Source organism: Kosakonia sp. HypNH10 (assembly GCF_029850615.1).
Taxonomy (GTDB): Bacteria; Pseudomonadota; Gammaproteobacteria; order Enterobacterales; family Enterobacteriaceae; genus Kosakonia; species Kosakonia cowanii.
Genome location: NZ_JAOTIU010000001.1, coordinates 732,289 through 749,905, shown reverse-complemented (window position 1 = coordinate 749,905; position 17,617 = coordinate 732,289). Strand labels below are relative to the sequence as shown.

Below are 17,617 nucleotides of genomic sequence, written 5' to 3'. Positions count from 1 at the left end.
GTTTTTTGTTTTGAGCGCTGAATTACTTCTTCGGCTCGGCAACCACTTTGCTGCCGAGGCCGCGGTTGTTGAACTCCCAGAAGCGGTTGAACTTCGCATCGTTCAAATCGCGCTGGATGTTGCCTTTATCATCCGCAGTGCCGGTGTTGCCCGCATAGGCGCGGCCCGATACGGCGGCATCGCCCCACGGTTTCGCCACGTTAAAGCCTTCGTTAATCACGCTATCGCGGATCACAGCCTGGCCGTTGGTGCTGCTGTCGATATCCAGCGAGCGGCCCAGCTGCGCGACACCGTTTCCGGCGGCGGTAAAGCGGCTGTTGACGGCGAGGAAACCGTAATAGAGGTTCGACAGGGTAGACGGTGCGAAGACATAGCCCGCCTGCTGAGTACGCGAGTTGACCACGCGGAAGTCGGTGTTATCAAACACCACCGCGCCGCGCCCGGAGACGATATCCACATCGCCTTCGAGGTAGCTGTTGGTCACCAGCGTGCGGGTCTGGCGATCGCTACGCAGGGTGTTATCCACGCCGCTGTTGGTCACAAAGAAGGTGTTCTGGCGGCCGAGGATATTGACGTTGTTGATCTGCACTTTATCGCCATCGCTGCGCAGCGCCACCGCCTGGTGGTTACCGGCATCGACACTGTCACCGAGCGTATTCTGAATGGTCAGGTTCTGCAGTTGCAGGCCGTTGTTCTGCGACCAGACCACGGCGGAGCACATCACGCCCACAGTCGCCGCGCGGCTGCGCTGGCAGGCATCAAACATATACCATGCTGGTTTGCCCGGCATATATTTGCCCGATGGATTAACCAGACGACGCCAGCTGGTCGGATCCATTTCAGAATCGATCGCCTGACCAATCTTCACATCCGCCGCTTTCTCACCGGTACCGTAAATGGTCACGCTGCCCGATGCCGCAGGCACATAGACGGTGCCTTCATATTCACCCGGCATCACCGCAATGTACTGGCGGTCGCTGGCGTGTTTATTGATGGCAGCGTCAACTGCGGCCTGAATGGTGGTGTGGGTTACACCCGCCGTACCGGCAGGCCCGACCACGAAATCTGCTTTTTCCGGCACGCGGATAGCATAAGGTTTCCACGCGGCGCTGTTGGCGGCCAGCGGGGTGAAGTAGCGATCGGCGGTGAAGTTTTTCGCTTCAGCTTCGCTTAGGATCGGGCGCGAGGAGGTGCCCGGCGCAGTTTGTTCAGACGGACGCTCAGAGGGCGGCGTCGAGCTACAGGCGGTCAGTGTCACGCCAAAAGCGAGCGCCAGCGCCAGACGGGAAACCGATGATGTGTTCAAGGGGTGCTCCAGACTATGCAAGTTAAAGGGGATAGCGTAATGCCTGCTTTTTTATACTAAGTTGAGCGAAACGGGAAGCCGATTTGTTAAATCGGCTGTAAAACCCTGGCTTTTAGCTGAAAAGGGCGGTGAGAGTGGCGCTGCCGAGGGTGTGAAAATGGACATTAAAGCCGACCATTGCCCCGCTGGCGTTTTCATCAATATCCAGACTCTCCACGTCCAGCGCGTGAACGGTAAAGATATAGCGGTGGGTTTCACCCTTCGGCGGTGCCGCGCCGCCATACCCGGCGCTGCCGAAGTCGGTGCGCGTCTGCACGCTTCCTTCCGGTAACGCAGCGCTGCCGGATCCGGCACCCTGTGGCAGCACACGCGTATCCGCCGGCAGGTTCGCCACAATCCAGTGCCACCAGCCGGAGCCGGTTGGCGCGTCAGGATCAAAGCAGGTGACGACAAAGCTTTTGGTGCCCGCAGGCACCTCATCCCATGTCAGATGGGGCGAAATATTATCGCCCGCATAGCCCATGCCGTTAAACACGTGACGCAGCGGTAACTTCTCGCAGTCACGAAAATTATGGCTGAGTAACTTCATGCGGCCTCCTTGCTTAGCGGTGCAGCACTTTCAGCAACTCTTCGGCGGTTGCCGCAGAGGAGGCCGGGTTCTGACCGGTGACCAGATGGCCGTCGGTCACCACATAGACGCCCCAGTCATCGGTGCGCTCGAACTGCCCGCCTGCCTGTTTCAGTGAATCTTCCACTAAAAACGGCACCACTTTCGTCAGGCCAACCGCCTCTTCTTCGCTGTTGGTAAAACCGGTGACGCGTTTACCCTGCACCAGCGGCGTGCCGTCCGGTTTTTTCACATGGCGCAGTACGCCCGGTGCGTGGCAGACCGCCGCGACCGGTTTCCCTTCCGCCCAATATTTTTCAATCAGATCGATAGAGACTGGGTGCTCGGCCAGATCCCACAGCGGGCCGTGGCCGCCCGGGAAAAAGACCGCGTCATAATCGCTGATGTTGATGCTGCTCAGGGGCAGGGTATTTGCCAGCGCCTGCTGCGCTTTTTCATCTTTACGGAAACGCCCGGTGTCCTGCGTCTGCGCATCCGGCGCATCGCTGGTCGGGTCGAGCGGCGGCTGTCCGCCCGCCGGAGAGGCGAGCACCACCTCCACGCCTGCATCCTGAAAGATGTACCAGGGTGCGGCAAACTCTTCGAGCCAGAAACCGGTTTTCTTACCGGTATCGCCGAGGGTGTCGTGCGAAGTCAGAACCATCAGAATTGCCATATATCCTCCATTTTTCAGGTCAGTAACCCAAAAGTGTAGTGCATCTTTTACGCCTCGTCGGCGAAGAGATCCGCGCGCAGCACGGCAGTATTCACCGCCTGGGTCAGGCGCGACAGCTGCTCAGGAGTGATGATATAGGGCGGCATCAGATAGATCAGGCGACCAAACGGGCGGATCCAGACGCCCTGCTCGACAAAGAAGCGCTGTAACGCTGCCATATTCACTGGCGAGCGAGTCTCCACCACGCCAATCGCCCCGAGAACCCGCACATCCGCGACGCTTGCGGCCTGCGCGGCGGGAGCCAGCTCCGCCTTCAGCTGCGCTTCGATGGCGGCGACCTGCGCCTGCCACTCGCCGCGCTGCAAAATCTCCAGGCTGGCGTTTGCCGCCGCGCAGGCCAGCGGGTTGCCCATAAAGGTTGGGCCATGCATAAAGCAGCCCGCCTCGCCGTTGCTGATGGTCTCTGCCACCGCGCGGGTAGTCAGCGTGGCGGAGAGGGTCATAGTGCCGCCGGTCAGCGCTTTGCCAAGGCAGAGAATATCCGGCGTGATACCCGCATGCTCACAGGCGAAGAGTTTACCGGTGCGGCCAAAGCCGGTGGCGATCTCATCGGCAATCAGCAGGATCCCTTCGCGATCGCACATCTTACGGATGCGCTTCAGCCACTCGGGATGATACATGCGCATGCCGCCCGCGCCCTGCACAATCGGCTCCAGAATAACGGCAGCGATCTCATGGCGATGGGCCGCCAGAGTGCGGGCAAACGCCACCATATCGTGCTCATCCCATTCACCATCAAAACGGCTCTGCGGCGCGGGCGCAAAGAGGTTTTCCGGCAGATAACCCTTCCACAAACTGTGCATCGAGTTATCGGGATCGCACACCGACATCGCACCGAACGTGTCGCCATGGTAGCCGTTACGGAAGGTGAGGAAGCGCTGCCGCGACTCGCCCTTCGCCTGCCAGTATTGCAGCGCCATCTTCATCGCCACTTCTACCGCCACCGAACCGGAGTCGGCGAGAAACACGCACTCCAGCGCCTCGGGCGTCATCGCCACCAGCTTACGGCACAGCGCCACGGCGGGCGCATGGGTAATGCCGCCAAACATCACGTGAGAGACGGCATCGATCTGCGTTTTCATCGCCGCGTTCAGCGCCGGATGGCCGTAACCGTGGATTGCCGCCCACCATGATGACATACCGTCAATTAGCCGTTCGCCGCTGGCGAGATGCAGCTCGCAGCCCTGCGCGGAAGCGACCGGATAGACGGGGAGAGGGGCGGTCATGGAGGTGTAGGGATGCCAGATATGGCTGCGATCAAAAGCTAAATCGTCGTGGGTCATAATCGACTTGTAAACCAAATTAAAAAGTTTTAGGTTTACGAGTCTACACCGAATAACGATTTAATCACACTTTTGGAGAGGCCAGATGGCTCACCACACACGCTGGACACTGTCGCAAGTTACTGCTTTATTTGAAAAACCACTGCTGGATCTGCTTTTCGAGGCGCAGCAAATCCACCGCCAGCATTTTGACCCGCGCCAGGTGCAGGTCAGCACGCTGCTGTCGATCAAAACCGGCGCCTGCCCGGAAGATTGCAAATATTGCCCGCAAAGCGCGCGCTACAAAACGGGCCTCGAGTCGGAGCGGCTGATGGAGGTGGAGCAGGTGCTGGAGTCGGCGCGCAAAGCGAAGCTCGCCGGTTCAACGCGCTTCTGCATGGGCGCGGCGTGGAAAAACCCGAACGATCGCGATATGCCCTACCTGGAGCAGATGGTGGAAGGGGTGAAAGCGATGGGGCTGGAAGCCTGCATGACCCTTGGCACCCTCAATGAGAGCCAGGCGCAGCGTCTGGCCCACGCCGGGCTTGATTACTACAACCACAACCTCGACACCTCGCCGGAGTTCTACGGCAATATCATCACTACCCGCACCTATCAGGAGCGTCTCGACACGCTGGATAAAGTGCGCGATGCCGGGATCAAAGTCTGCTCCGGCGGCATTGTCGGGCTGGGCGAAACCGTCACCGATCGCGCCGGGCTGCTGATGCAGCTCGCCAATCTGCCAACACCGCCGGAGAGCGTGCCGATCAACATGCTGGTGAAGGTGAAAGGCACGCCGCTGGCGGATAACGACGATGTCGACGCCTTTGATTTTATTCGCACCATCGCCGTGGCGCGCATCATGATGCCGACCTCCTACGTTCGCCTCTCGGCCGGGCGCGAGCAGATGAACGAGCAGACCCAGGCGATGTGCTTTATGGCGGGGGCCAACTCCATCTTCTACGGCTGCAAACTGCTGACTACGCCAAACCCGGAAGAGGATAAAGACCTGCTCCTGTTCCAGAAACTGGGGCTGAACCCGCAGCAGACCCAGGTGCTGAATGGCGATAACGAACAGCAGCAGGAGATTGAGCAGCAACTGCTTCACGCCGACACGGAGCACTATTACAACGCGGCGACCCTATGAGCTGGCAGCAGCGAATCGAAGCCGCGCTCAGCGAACGCCGCGCGGCAGATGCCCTGCGCCGCCGTATCACCGTTGAGCAGGGTGCCGGACGCTGGTTAACCCTTGAGGGTGAGCGTTTTTGCAACTTCGCCAGTAATGATTATCTCGGCTTAAGTCAGCATCCGCAGGTGATTGCTGCCTGGCAGCAGGGCGCCGCGCAGTATGGCGTCGGCAGCGGCGGTTCGGGCCATGTTGTTGGCCATACGGCTGCGCATCATCAACTTGAGCGCGAGCTGGCGCAGTGGCTCGGTTACGACCGCGCGCTGCTCTTTATCTCCGGTTTTGCCGCCAACCAGGCCACCATTGCGGCCCTCACCGGCAAAGAGGATCGCATTGTTGCCGACAAGCTGAGCCACGCCTCGCTGCTGGAAGCGGCCGCCCTCAGCCCGGCGCAATTGCGCCGTTTTGCTCATAACGATGTCGGGCAACTGGCGAGCCTGTTGAGCAAATCGCTCAGCGGGCAACAGCTGGTGGTCACCGAAGGGATCTTCAGCATGGATGGCGACAGCGCACCGCTGGCGGCGATTGCTGAGGCCACGCATCACGCAAAAGCGTGGCTGATGGTGGATGATGCCCACGGTATCGGCGTACTTGGCGAGCAGGGGCGCGGTAGTTGCCATTCGCAGGGGGTGAAGCCCGACATTCTGGTTGTCACCTTCGGCAAAGGCTTCGGCGTCAGCGGCGCGGCGGTGCTTTGCAGCGAAGCGGTTGCTGACTACCTGGTGCAGTTCGCCCGCCATCTTATCTACAGCACCGCAATGCCGCCCGCGCAGGCAGTGGCGCTCAGCGTCGCCCTCGATATTATCCGCTCCGCTGAAGGCGACGCGCGCCGCGCGCAGCTGGCAGCGCTGATCGGCCGTTTTCGTGACGGCGTACGCGGGCTGGATCTGGCGGTGACGGATTCGCACAGCGCCATTCAACCGCTGATTGTTGGCGACAACAGCCGCGCGCTGCGCCTCGCCCACACTCTGCGCCAGCAGGAGCTGTTTGCAACTGCCATCCGCCCGCCCACGGTGCCGCCGGGCACGGCGCGTTTGCGCCTGACCTTAACCGCCGCGCATCAGCCAGAGGATATCGACAGGTTGCTGGAGGCGCTGCATGGCGGTGAATAAACAGGCGGTGGCCGCCGCCTTTGGTCGCGCGGCTCAAAGCTACGCGCGACATGACGAGTTACAGCGGCTCAGCGCCGACTGTTTGCTGGCGCAACTGGGCGACATTAATCCTGCGCGGGTGATTGACGCCGGCTGCGGGCCTGGAGCGATGAGTCGTTACTGGCGCGCGCAAGGCTGCGATGTTACGGCACTCGATCTCTCGCCCGCTATGCTGGCAGAAGCGCGCCAGCAGCAGAGCGCCGCGCATTATGTCACCGGCGATATCGAAGCGTTGCCACTGGCAGACGCGACCTTTTCGCTGGCGTGGAGCAACCTCGCGGTGCAGTGGTGCGACGATCTGCGCCAGGCGGTTAGCGAACTGCGCCGCGTCACCGAACCGGGTGGGCATATCGCTTTTACCACGCTGGCGGACGGCTCCTTACCGGAGCTGAACCTGGCCTGGCGCGCGCTGGACAGCCTGCCCCACGCCAACCGCTTTTTGCCCGCAACGGAGATTGAGCAGGCGCTGCGTGACTGGCCGCTGCGCTGCGGTATTGACACCGTCACCCTGTGGTTTGCCGATGCTGCCAGCGCCCTGCGATCCCTTAAAGGGATTGGCGCGACCCATCTGCATGCCGGACGCCAGCAAGGGCTGACGCGCGGCAAATTGCAGCGCTTACAGGAAGCCTGGCCGCAACAGCAGGGCAAGTTCCCGCTGACCTATCAACTTTTTTGGGGAGTGATAACCCGTGACTGAACGCTATTTTGTGACCGGTACTGATACCGAAGTGGGTAAAACCGTGGCGAGCTGCGCACTGTTGCAGGCGGCGAATCTGCGCGGGTTGCGCAGTGCGGGCTATAAACCGGTCGCCTCCGGCAGTGAGATGACGCCCGATGGGCTGCGCAACAGCGATGCACTGGCGTTGCAGCGCCACAGCAGTTTGCTGCTCACCTATCAGGCGGTTAATCCGTACACCTTTGCCGAGCCGACCTCGCCGCACATTGTCAGCGCTGACCTGAATCAGCCGATAGAGGCGGAAGTAATGTCGGCCGGTTTACGCCAGCTGGAGCAGCAGGCTGACTGGCTGCTGGTGGAAGGGGCAGGGGGCTGGTTTACGCCGCTCTCGCCGACGCTGACCTTTGCCGACTGGGCCACCGCAGAGCGCCTGCCGGTGATTCTGGTAGTTGGCGTCAAGCTTGGCTGCATCAACCATGCAATGTTAACTGCCCAGGCAGTGCAGCAGGCAGGCTTGAGGCTGGCAGGGTGGATCGCTAATGATGTGGTCAAGCCGGGTAAACGCCACCAGGAGTATATGGCGACGCTGCAACGCGTGCTGCCCGCGCCGCTGATCGGTGAGATCCCGTGGCTGGCGGATGCGCCGGAAACCGCCGCAACCGGCCACTATCTCGATCTCAGCGTACTGACTCCGGCGACATCCAGTGCGCCAGCAGCGGATCATCTAACTGCCTGATATCCCCCCCGGCCACGCGCCGCCCGCGGTGCAGCAGGCAGAAACGGTCCGCCACCCGGCGGATCAGCGACAGCTGCTGCTCCGCCAGTAAGATCGACATGCCAAACTCCTGATTGAGTCGCACGATCAAATTCCCCAGTTTATGGATAAACGCCTGGCCGAGGCCGCGCGTCGGTTCATCGAGGATCAACAACCGTGGGCGCGTTACCAGCGCCCGCGCCATCGACAGCTGCTGCTGGTTATCCTCCGACAGCGTCGCGCCGCGCTGCTGACGCAAACTATACAACTCCGGGAAGAGATCAAAGATCTCGCGGCTCAGGCTCTGGCCTGCGTCACCGGCGGCGCGCATCGCCACATGCAGATTCTCCTCCACCGTCAGCTGCGAAAAAATGCGCCTGTCCTGCGGCACATAGCCGATGCCGACCGCGCTGCGGTGCTCGGCCTGGAGCGTCAGCAGATCGCGCGGCGGTGCGCCCGCATCCTGCCAAATCATGCTGCCGCTCTCCACCGGCAGGTAGCCGGTAATGCAGTTCACCAGCGTGGTTTTTCCCATACCCGGCAGCCCGACCAGCGAGGTGCAGAGGCCGGGGGCTAACTCCAGATCGATATCCCATAACGTATGTTGGTCGCCGTAATAGTGGTTCACCGCATGTAAGCTCAACATGATCCGCTCCTTGTTCCCATCAGGTATGACTGCTTTTCACTATGGTCAATTGCAAAAGCCTTGCCAGAACGTGAAAAGGGCATTTTTTTCGGAGACGGCTGAGAAAGCATGCGAAAAAAACGTGATGGCGCGCAAACCCAGGTAAAAATTCTGCACTTTGCCAGTGCTTACCGCAGCGGCTGGTGGTGCAACAGCGGGTGAAATTGTGAGAAGGATCCCAGGCGGATCCTGCGCATCGTTAGCCGATAATTGTCGAAAAGAGTCGATAAAAAATTTTTCCCGCACCCTTTTTGCCGCAGAGGGGGAGTTTGGCGAGGGGCGGGGTGCACGGGCTGGCGGCAGTTATCCACTATTCCTGTGGATAACCTTGTGTATTAGAGTTAGAAAACGTGTGGCAAGCGAGAGGCGGCGCGGCTTGCGCATGAATTGGTGTGAAACCCGCCTTTTTAATATTTTCTTTTTTAATCAAACGTTTAAATAAAAGCAATGGGTGTAAGAAAAGTGTCACCGACTGCCATAAAAGCGTCAAACATCACCTTGACAAATGTTAAAAGGGCAAAAATTCTGGGGATAACCTTTAACGCGAGGTTTAATCGCTTACCGATCGTCCAATCGCAGCCACAATGCGATGTTTTGCACTGCGGTAGATGAGATCGGCTTGCCTGCTACTGTTTTTTCATCCAGTATCTTCGGTTGGCAAAAATGCGCATGGTGAGTAAACTGTCTTACCTGCCCCACTCCTCATCAGGTGCCATTCATGAGTAAACCGTTCAAACTGAATTCCGCTTTTCGCCCCTCCGGCGATCAGCCTGAAGCAATCCGTCGCCTCAAGGAAGGGCTGGAAGACGGGCTCGCGCACCAGACGTTGCTCGGGGTAACCGGTTCAGGGAAGACGTTCACCGTGGCCAATGTGATTGCCGATCTGCAGCGCCCAACGATGGTGCTGGCACCCAACAAGACGCTGGCTGCGCAGCTCTATGGCGAGATGAAAGAGTTCTTCCCGGATAACGCGGTGGAGTATTTTGTCTCCTACTACGACTACTATCAGCCGGAAGCCTACGTACCGAGCTCGGACACCTTTATCGAGAAGGATGCGTCGGTTAACGAACATATCGAGCAGATGCGTCTCTCCGCCACCAAAGCGCTGCTGGAGCGGCGTGATGTGGTCGTGGTGGCGTCGGTCTCCGCCATCTACGGTCTGGGCGATCCTGACCTCTACCTGAAGATGATGCTGCATCTCACCAATGGCATGATCATCGATCAGCGCGCGATCCTGCGCCGGCTGGCGGAGCTGCAATACACCCGTAACGACCAGGCGTTCCAGCGCGGCACCTTCCGCGTGCGCGGCGAAGTGATTGATATCTTCCCGGCGGAGTCGGACGATCTGGCGCTGCGCGTTGAGCTGTTCGATGAAGAGGTTGAGCGCCTGTCGCTTTTCGATCCGCTGACCGGCCATATCGAATCGGTCATTCAGCGTTTTACCATCTACCCGAAAACCCACTACGTGACGCCGCGCGAGCGCATCGTGCAGGCGATGGAAGAGATCAAAGTCGAGCTGGCGGAGCGGCGGAAGTTTCTGCTGGAGAACAATAAGCTGCTGGAAGAGCAGCGTATTACCCAGCGCACCCAGTTCGATCTGGAGATGATGAACGAGCTGGGCTACTGCTCCGGCATCGAGAACTACTCGCGCTACCTCTCCGGGCGCGGGCCGGGCGAAGCGCCGCCAACGCTGTTTGACTATCTGCCTGCCGATGGGCTGCTGGTGGTCGATGAATCCCACGTTACCATTCCGCAAATCGGCGGCATGTATCGCGGCGACCGGGCGCGTAAAGAGACGCTGGTGGAGTACGGTTTCCGTCTGCCGTCGGCGCTCGATAACCGCCCGATGAAGTTCGAAGAGTTCGAAGCCCTGGCCCCGCAGACGATCTACGTCTCCGCGACGCCGGGTAACTATGAGCTGGAGAAATCGGGCGAAGAGGTGATCGATCAGGTAGTGCGCCCAACCGGACTGCTGGATCCGATTATCGAAGTGCGCCCGGTGGCGACCCAGGTCGACGATCTGCTGTCCGAGATCCGCAAGCGCGTCGAGATCAACGAGCGCGTGCTGGTAACTACGCTGACCAAACGCATGGCGGAAGATTTGACCGAATATCTGGTTGAGCACGGCGCGAAGGTGCGCTATCTGCACTCCGATATCGACACCGTCGAGCGTATGGAGATTATCCGCGACCTGCGACTTGGCGAGTTCGATGTGCTGGTCGGCATCAACTTGCTGCGTGAGGGGCTGGATATGCCGGAAGTGTCGCTGGTCGCCATTCTCGATGCCGATAAAGAGGGCTTCCTGCGCTCCGAACGATCGCTTATCCAGACCATTGGTCGTGCGGCGCGTAACGTCAACGGCAAAGCGATCCTCTACGGCGATAAGATCACGCCGTCGATGGCGAAAGCGATTGGCGAAACGGAGCGCCGCCGCGAGAAGCAGCAGAGCTACAACGAAGAGCATGGCATTACGCCGCAGGGGCTCAACAAGAAAGTGGTGGATATTCTGGCGCTGGGCCAGGGGCTGGCGAAAACCAAAGCCAAAGGGCGCGGCAAGTCCCGCTCGCCGGTTGAGGCAGATGCATCCGATCTGGGTCTGACGCCAAAAGCGCTGCAACAGAAAATTCATGAACTGGAAGGGCAGATGATGCAGCATGCGCAGAATCTGGAGTTTGAAGAGGCGGCGAAGGTGCGCGATCAGCTTCATCAACTCCGCGAGCTGTTTATTGTTGCCTCTTAATGTTGACTTAACATAGCCCTGTCACACTCTCCTCAGTTTTCGTGGAGGAGAGTGTGATGCAACAAATTACCGTTCGTGAGTGTTTTGCCGTCGCCTGCGCGCTGGCAGTGGTGCTCGGTTTTACCCATTTTTGGCTGCTGAGCTACTGATCGTCCCCCGGTCGGGCGCGCTGAATTTGACCCACGCCCGCACCCCATTTTGTGTCAGCCGATTGTGCAGGAAAAACTGCGCGTCATGCAGTTGCGCGATACGCGTGACGATACTTAAGCCGAGACCGGCACCGCCGTAACGGCTGTCCATTCTGACAAACGCTTTGCTCAGCTCGCCGCTGCGGCTCTCATCAATTCCCGGTCCTTCATCTTCTACCGCCAGCACTGGCGTTTCTGCCTGCTCGAGGCGCACGGTGATCGTGCTGCTGACCGGGCTGTAGCGATGGGCATTCTCCACCAGGTTACGCACCAGCAGTCGCAGCAGGGTGGCATCGCCCGCTACCGCCATATTTTCACCGTCAACCGGCATCACCAAGCGCTGATCGCGTGCCGCCAACATGGTGCGCAGCTCCTCTTCCATCGGCTGCACCACATCACTTAATAACGTCACTTGCTGATAGGTACCGGCGGAGAAAGATTGCCCTACGCGCGCCAAAAGCAGCAACTGGGCGATATTTTCCGTCATCTGATCGAGGCGCTGCACCAGCGGCTCGACCTGCATGCCGCTGCTTTTTGCCATCAGTTCAAGGTGCAGACGCAGCCCGGCCAGCGGTGTTCGCAGCTCATGGGCGACATCGGCGGTAAAGAGCCGTTCGCGGTCGAGGGTTAAGGTCAGGCGCGAGACCAGATCGTTAATCGCTGAGGTGACCGCCTCCACTTCGCTGACGCTCTGATCGAGGGTGATAGGCTGCAAATTGTTTGGCGTGCGCTTATTCAGCTCCTGCTGAAGTTCGGAGAGCGGGCGGGTGATCGCTTTCACCGCCTGCATGCAGAGCAGCAGCGCCAAGCCGATAATCAGCAGGCTTGGCACCAGCAGGCTCGCCACCGCTTCACGCACTTCATGCTCAATATGTTTGCGGTTGTTGTGGTTGTGGATCGCCGTCTGCACCAGCAGCTGGATCTGCTCTTCGCTCTCATGCCAGAGCCAGAAGACGCTGACCAGCTGACAGAAGAGAAGAATGCCGCCAATGGTCAGCAGCAGCCGGCGGCGCAGGCTCCAGTGACGAAAGTCGAACATCGCCATCACTCAGACCGCTCTTGCGGCGACACCAGCATATAGCCGAAGCCGCGCACGGTGCGGATGCGCGACTTGCCAATCTTGTCGCGCAAATTGTGAATATGCACCTCCAGCGTATTGGTCGACGGCTCGTTATCCCAGTTGTAGATATCGTTGTAGAGGATCTCGCGGTGCACCGGGCTTTCGGCTTTCAGCATCAGGCGCGATAAGAGCGCGTACTCTTTTGGCGTCAGCTCCAGCAGTTGCCCCTCGAGCCACGCCTGGCGGCGGGTAACATTCAGAGTCAGATTGCCGTGAGTAATCTCGTTATCACCCTGATTGTGGTGACGGCGCAGCAGCGCGCGGATGCGGGCGTTAAGCTCGTCGAGGGCAAAGGGTTTCACCAGGTAATCATCTGCGCCGGTATCAAGCCCCGCCACGCGATCGTCAAGGGTATCGCGGGCGGTGAGGATCAGCACCGGCAGGGTATATTTCTCTTTGCGCAGCCGGTTGAGCAGATGCAGGCCATCTTCATCAGGCAGGCCGAGATCGAGCACAATCAGGCTGTAGTGGCCACCCGCCAGGCAGAGCGCCGCTTCATGGGCGGTCGAGACGCCATCGCAGGCGTAGCCTTCACTCTGCATCGCGAGAATTAACCCCTGTTGCAGCAGCGCATCATCTTCAATCACCAGAATTTTCATTTCACCTGCTCCCGGCACGGCGTAAGGATATCGTCTTCAGGATGGTAGACCGTGGTGCTGACGCCCAGTATACCCAACATGGTCGGGAAGAGGTTGTCCTGCGAGTAGGCCTTCTCCCGCGCATTTTTCGCGACACACTGGCTGTTAATGCCGTAACGCGTCTGGTAATCCGGCGAGAGCCAGATCAGCAGCGGCACATGTTTCTGCGTGGCGGGCGCGATGGAGTAGGGCAGCCCGTGCAGGTAAACGCCATTTTCACCCAGTGATTCGCCATGATCGGAGAGGTAAACCAGGCTGGTGGTAAACCTGTCCTGTTTTGATTGCAGTAATTTAATCGCTTTATCAACAATATAGTCGACATAGACGATGGTGTTGTCATAGGTGTTCACCAGTTGCTCGCGGGAGCAGGTCTGGATCTCATTGGTATCGCAGGTGGGAGTGAATTTCCGCATCTGCGCCGGGTAGCGGTTGTAGTAAGTCGGGCCGTGGCTGCCAATGGTGTGCAGCACAATCAGCCCGTCGCCCGGCAGTTGATCGATATAGCGCGCCAGGTCGCGAAACAGGATCTCATCCTGGCACTCGCCCTTGATGCAGTAATCCGCCAGGTTCAGCTGCGTCATATCCTGGTGCGGCACGCGGTCGCAGGCCCCTTTGCAGCCGCCATCATTCTCATTCCACAGCACCTGAATCCCGGCGCGCTGCACTACATCAAGCAGCCCCTCCTGGTGATGCGCCAGCTGATCGTCATAGTGGGCACGGCCCATACCGGAGAACATGCAGGGCACGGAGACCGCTGTCGCGGTGCCGCACGAGGTGGTGTTGGGGAAGTAGATAACATTATCCTGCTTCAGCAGCGGGTTGGTCTCGCGATCGTATCCGCCAAGCGAGAAGTCATCCCCACGCGAGGTTTCGCCCAGCACCAGAATAGTGAGGTTTTTACGCGCGCCGCTCTTCATCTGCGGGAGTTGGTGGGCATCTTCGCCGATGCGCACCAGCGGCAGGTTATCCATGCGGTTATGAACATACCAGGAGAGCGAGGCGGCAATGGCGTTCGACGGGCCGAGGGATTTCACCAGCTCTTTGTTGTTGCGAAACAGCGAGGCGTAATCTTTATAAAACGGCACCGCCACGGCAACGATAATCAGCGCGGAGATCGCTACGCTAAGCAGGCGCAGCGTGATGCTGCGCAGCAGCGGGCGAGTCGGTTTGATCTTGATCCACCAGGCGATAAGCACCGGCAGCAGCGCGGTCAGCAGCAGCGTCATCACCATTTTGCCCGACATCAGGGCGAAGCTCTCCGCCGCGGTGGTATCGAGAATATTGGTGATCATCGAGCGGTCAATAATCACGCCGAAGGTGGAGATAAAGTACTGTGCGGCGGCGCAGACGAGGATAAACAGGCTCAGCAGCAGCCGGTCGAGGCGCAGAAACGACGCCAGTGTCAGCACAATGTTGATCACGCTAAAGGCCACCAGCGGCATGGTGAGGAACACCAGCGCGTTATGCAGTGAGTCGACCGGAAGCAGATGAAACGCCTGGCGGTAAAAGACAATGTTAAGCACCAGCGCGATATAGAGCGCCGCAAGGGTAAGCAGAGAGAGGCGGCTTAAAGAGGGCCGGTAGAGCGAAAGCGTGCGCATAGCCAAATTCCATAATGTGAATAGCGCTATGCTGACAGGGGTTTTTTAAGACAACCTTAAGAAATTAAGCAAAGGCTATGGCGGGGCTGATTCTGCCCCGCCGGTGCGTCAGCCAAGCTGCTGCACCGCTTTCTCCAGCGCGTTGCGCAGCAGAACACGGTCGTGGCGATAGGGGATATCGCTCGCTTCAAGCTCTTCCTGAATAATCAGCCGGTCAGTGACCGTGCTGGCGTCCACTTTTGGCCCCACCACTGCGGCATCGATAATGCGCTTGCCGATGTACTGCTCCATGATCGAAAGCTTATCCGCCAGCGTCAGGCGGGCAGCGGCGGGGCTGAGCTCTTTGCCAAGGTTGCCGATATAGACCACTGGCGCAGGCGTGCGGCGCAGTGCCTGGGCTAACTCATCAAGCAGCAGCAGTGGCAGCAGGCTGGTGTAGAAGCTGCCGGGGCCAATCAGGATCAGATCTGCTTCGGCAATCGCCTGCACCGCTTCGCGGGTGGCGTGGACTTTCGGCGACAGCATCAGCTCCTGCACCGGCGCGTGCAGTTGGTCGATATTGACCTCGCCATACACCACGTTGCCTTCGCTGTCCGTCGCCATCAAATCGACCGGCTGCTCGGACATCGGGATTAAAAAGGCATCCACCTTCAGTAAATTGCGAATTAAATTGATCGCTTCCAGCGGGCGCACGCTGAGGTGATCCAGCGCCTTTAACATCAGGTTTCCGAGGTTATGGCCAGAAAGTTCGCCATTGCCGCTAAAACGGTACTCAAACATCGCCGAGGCGACGCTCGGTTCGGTAATCAACTGATTGAGGCAGTTGCGCATATCGCCCCAGGCGATGCCGCCTTCGGAGCGGCGAATACGCCCGGTAGAGCCGCCGTTGTCGGTGGTGGTGACAATGCCGGTGAGGCGCGATCCCAGTGAGGCAAGCGAAGACATCACCCGCCCAAGACCATGCCCGCCGCCGAGTGCGACAACGCGATCCAGGTCGGCGAGGGTGCGATTACGCATAATTGTTCCTTATGATTTTTTATCGCGCTACGTTAGCGTAAATACCACCAAAAGACGATGCCGCGCACCGCGTAAAATGACACATATCAAAGCAAAAAAGCGATTTTCACGTACTCTGTAGCCATTGTGCACGATTATGTCGCTATGTAGTGGTTTATATAACGATATTCACAATGGCGAAAGCCGGGCGATCGCGCTACTATCGCCAGAGCATGTTAGCGTGCCTAACATAACCCTCCTCAATGGATTTTGGCTTGCTTCTTACTGATGCAGCCCGAAAGACGATGAGGATACACTCAAGCCTCTGCACCTGTGTCTTATGGATCTATGCCGCAAGATATGGTGCTTTGGCCGTAGCAGAGCAATAGCTCTTGCTGCCAGGGTGCAGGAAGAAATGACTGCATCTCCCGAATCTGGAAAGGTGTACATGGCCTCACAACTGACTGACGCGTTCGCGCGCAAGTTCTATTACTTGCGTTTGTCGATTACCGACGTGTGCAATTTTCGTTGCACCTACTGCCTGCCGGATGGCTACAAGCCCGGCGGCGTCAATAACAACGGCTTTCTCAGCCTCGATGAAATTCGCCGCGTGACCCGCGCCTTTAGCGCAATGGGCACGGAAAAAGTGCGCCTGACAGGTGGTGAACCCTCCCTGCGCCGCGATTTCACCGACATCATCGCTGCGGTGCGGGAAAACGCCGCCATTCGCCAGATTGCCGTCACCACCAACGGTTACCGCATGGCCCGCGACGTTGCCCAATGGCGCGACGCCGGTCTGACGGCGATCAACGTCAGCGTCGACAGCCTCGACGCTCGCCAGTTTCACGCCATTACCGGGCAGGATAAGTTTCGCCAGGTGATGGCGGGCATCGACGCCGCCTTTAGCGCCGGATTTTCGAAGGTGAAGGTCAATACCGTGCTAATGCGCGACGTGAACCATCACCAGCTTGATACCTTCCTTGACTGGATCCAGACGCGGCCAATCCAGCTACGCTTTATTGAACTGATGGAGACGGGCGAGGGGAGCGATCTGTTCCGCAAACATCACCTCTCCGGCATGGTGCTGCGCGACGAGCTGCTTAAACGCGGCTGGATCCACCAGTTGCGCCAGCGCAGCGACGGCCCGGCGCAGGTCTTCTGCCACCCGGATTACGAAGGCGAAATCGGGCTTATCATGCCCTACGAAAAAGATTTCTGCGCCAGCTGCAACCGCCTGCGCGTCTCCTCCACCGGCAAACTGCACCTCTGCCTGTTTGGCGATGGCGGCGTCGATCTGCGCGATCTGCTGCAGGCGGACGAGGAGCAGGGCAGGCTTGAGGATCGTATCGCCACGGCGCTGAGCCAGAAAAAGCAGACCCACTTCCTGCATCAGGGCAATACGGGCATTACGCAAAACCTTTCATATATCGGCGGGTAACGCCGCAAGGAGAGAGAGATGAGCCAGGTCAGCGCTGAGTTTATCCCGGTCAGGCTTGCTATTTTGACGGTCTCCAGCCGTCGTGGCGAAGAGGATGACACTTCCGGACACTATCTGCGCGACGCCGCGCACGATGCCGGACATCAGGTGGTTGATAAAGCGATCGTTAAAGAGAACCGCTACGTCATTCGCGCCCAGGTTTCGGCGTGGATCGCAAGCGATGAGGTGCAGGTGGTGCTAATCAATGGCGGGACGGGCTTCACCGAAGGTGACCAGACGCCAGAAGCGCTGCTGCCGCTGTTTGACCGCGAAATTGAGGGCTTCGGCGAGCTGTTTCGCATGTTGTCCTTTGAAGAGATCGGCACCTCGACGCTGCAATCCCGCGCGCTGGCGGGCGTCGCCAACCAGACGCTGATTTTCGCCATGCCCGGCTCGACCAAAGCGTGCCGCACCGCATGGGAAAATGTCATTGAACCGCAGCTCGATGCGCGTACGCGCCCGTGTAATTTTTACTCCCATTTGAAGAAGTAAGT

Annotated in this window: 16 protein-coding genes and 1 riboswitch; of the genes, 7 read left to right on the top strand and 9 right to left on the bottom strand. The window is 59.0% G+C overall.

The genetic code is table 11. From position 1 onward, the window contains the following. Positions 1-22 precede the first annotated feature (22 nt). The 4 genes from N7V53_RS03640 to bioA all read right to left on the bottom strand — a co-directional run bounded on the left by N7V53_RS03640 (position 23) and on the right by bioA (position 3,932). Complete coding sequence (locus N7V53_RS03640) at positions 23-1,306, bottom strand: putative acyl-CoA thioester hydrolase (protein ID WP_124969074.1); 1,284 nt, start codon at positions 1,304-1,306, stop codon at positions 23-25. 112 nt (positions 1,307-1,418) lie between these two features. Continuing rightward, complete coding sequence (locus N7V53_RS03635) at positions 1,419-1,895, bottom strand: kinase inhibitor (RefSeq protein ID WP_279792158.1); 477 nt, start codon at positions 1,893-1,895, stop codon at positions 1,419-1,421. A gap of 13 nt (positions 1,896-1,908) precedes the next feature. Next, complete coding sequence (locus N7V53_RS03630; protein ID WP_279792156.1) at positions 1,909-2,589, bottom strand: type 1 glutamine amidotransferase domain-containing protein; 681 nt, start codon at positions 2,587-2,589, stop codon at positions 1,909-1,911. A gap of 47 nt (positions 2,590-2,636) precedes the next feature. Beyond that, complete coding sequence (gene bioA / locus N7V53_RS03625; protein ID WP_279792154.1) at positions 2,637-3,932, bottom strand: adenosylmethionine--8-amino-7-oxononanoate transaminase; 1,296 nt, start codon at positions 3,930-3,932, stop codon at positions 2,637-2,639. An 85-nt stretch (positions 3,933-4,017) separates the two neighbouring features. Between bioA and bioB the strand changes: the two genes are divergently transcribed. The 4 genes from bioB to bioD are packed head-to-tail and all read left to right on the top strand — an operon-like array spanning position 4,018 to position 7,660. Beyond that, complete coding sequence (gene bioB, locus N7V53_RS03620; RefSeq protein ID WP_076769577.1) at positions 4,018-5,058, top strand: biotin synthase BioB; 1,041 nt, start codon at positions 4,018-4,020, stop codon at positions 5,056-5,058. Beyond that, positions 5,055-6,209, top strand: a complete 1,155-nt coding sequence (gene bioF, locus N7V53_RS03615; protein WP_279792152.1) for an 8-amino-7-oxononanoate synthase — start codon at positions 5,055-5,057, stop codon at positions 6,207-6,209. The genes bioB and bioF overlap by 4 nt, the downstream gene beginning before the upstream one ends. After that, entirely contained in the window at positions 6,196-6,945 is a 750-nt protein-coding gene (bioC, locus tag N7V53_RS03610) for a malonyl-ACP O-methyltransferase BioC (RefSeq protein ID WP_279792151.1), read from the top strand. Before bioF ends, bioC begins: the two co-directional genes overlap by 14 nt. Then, positions 6,938-7,660 (top strand): dethiobiotin synthase, encoded by a 723-nt coding sequence (gene bioD / locus N7V53_RS03605; protein WP_279792150.1) that lies wholly within the window; start codon positions 6,938-6,940, stop codon positions 7,658-7,660. Before bioC ends, bioD begins: the two co-directional genes overlap by 8 nt. Here bioD and N7V53_RS03600 read toward each other — a convergent pair. Continuing rightward, positions 7,602-8,324, bottom strand: a complete 723-nt coding sequence (locus N7V53_RS03600; RefSeq protein ID WP_279792147.1) for an ATP-binding cassette domain-containing protein — start codon at positions 8,322-8,324, stop codon at positions 7,602-7,604. The genes bioD and N7V53_RS03600 overlap by 59 nt on opposite strands. 757 nt (positions 8,325-9,081) lie before the next feature. On the opposite strand from N7V53_RS03600, the gene uvrB reads away from it, so the two are divergent. Further along, on the top strand, positions 9,082-11,103 hold the full coding sequence (gene uvrB, locus N7V53_RS03595; RefSeq protein WP_094420432.1) for an excinuclease ABC subunit UvrB: 2,022 nt from the start codon (positions 9,082-9,084) through the stop codon (positions 11,101-11,103). 120 nt (positions 11,104-11,223) lie between these two features. Here the strand turns inward: uvrB and pmrB are convergent, their stop codons facing one another. From pmrB to yvcK, 4 genes are all read right to left on the bottom strand, one after another. Then, entirely contained in the window at positions 11,224-12,336 is a 1,113-nt protein-coding gene (gene pmrB / locus N7V53_RS03590) for a two-component system sensor histidine kinase PmrB (protein WP_279792146.1), read from the bottom strand. Next, positions 12,336-13,010, bottom strand: a complete 675-nt coding sequence (gene pmrA, locus N7V53_RS03585; RefSeq protein WP_279792145.1) for a two-component system response regulator PmrA — start codon at positions 13,008-13,010, stop codon at positions 12,336-12,338. The genes pmrB and pmrA overlap by 1 nt, the downstream gene beginning before the upstream one ends. Further along, positions 13,007-14,650: a phosphoethanolamine transferase EptA gene (eptA, locus tag N7V53_RS03580; protein WP_279792144.1), complete on the bottom strand. Its 1,644-nt coding sequence runs from the start codon at positions 14,648-14,650 to the stop codon at positions 13,007-13,009. Before eptA ends, pmrA begins: the two co-directional genes overlap by 4 nt. Positions 14,651-14,758: 108 nt before the next feature. Continuing rightward, complete coding sequence (gene yvcK / locus N7V53_RS03575) at positions 14,759-15,667, bottom strand: uridine diphosphate-N-acetylglucosamine-binding protein YvcK (RefSeq protein ID WP_023479505.1); 909 nt, start codon at positions 15,665-15,667, stop codon at positions 14,759-14,761. 281 nt (positions 15,668-15,948) lie between these two features. Continuing rightward, positions 15,949-16,107, top strand: a riboswitch (molybdenum cofactor riboswitch). Here yvcK and moaA point away from each other — a divergent pair. Both moaA and moaB read left to right on the top strand, forming a co-directional pair. Next, on the top strand, positions 16,095-17,084 hold the full coding sequence (gene moaA / locus N7V53_RS03570) for a GTP 3',8-cyclase MoaA (RefSeq protein ID WP_023479507.1): 990 nt from the start codon (positions 16,095-16,097) through the stop codon (positions 17,082-17,084). (Overlaps the previous riboswitch by 13 nt.) A gap of 18 nt (positions 17,085-17,102) precedes the next feature. Beyond that, positions 17,103-17,615 carry a molybdenum cofactor biosynthesis protein B gene (moaB, locus tag N7V53_RS03565; RefSeq protein WP_279792142.1) on the top strand — a complete coding sequence of 171 codons (513 nt, stop codon included), beginning with the start codon at positions 17,103-17,105 and terminating at the stop codon, positions 17,613-17,615. The last annotated feature ends 2 nt before the right edge of the window (positions 17,616-17,617 follow it).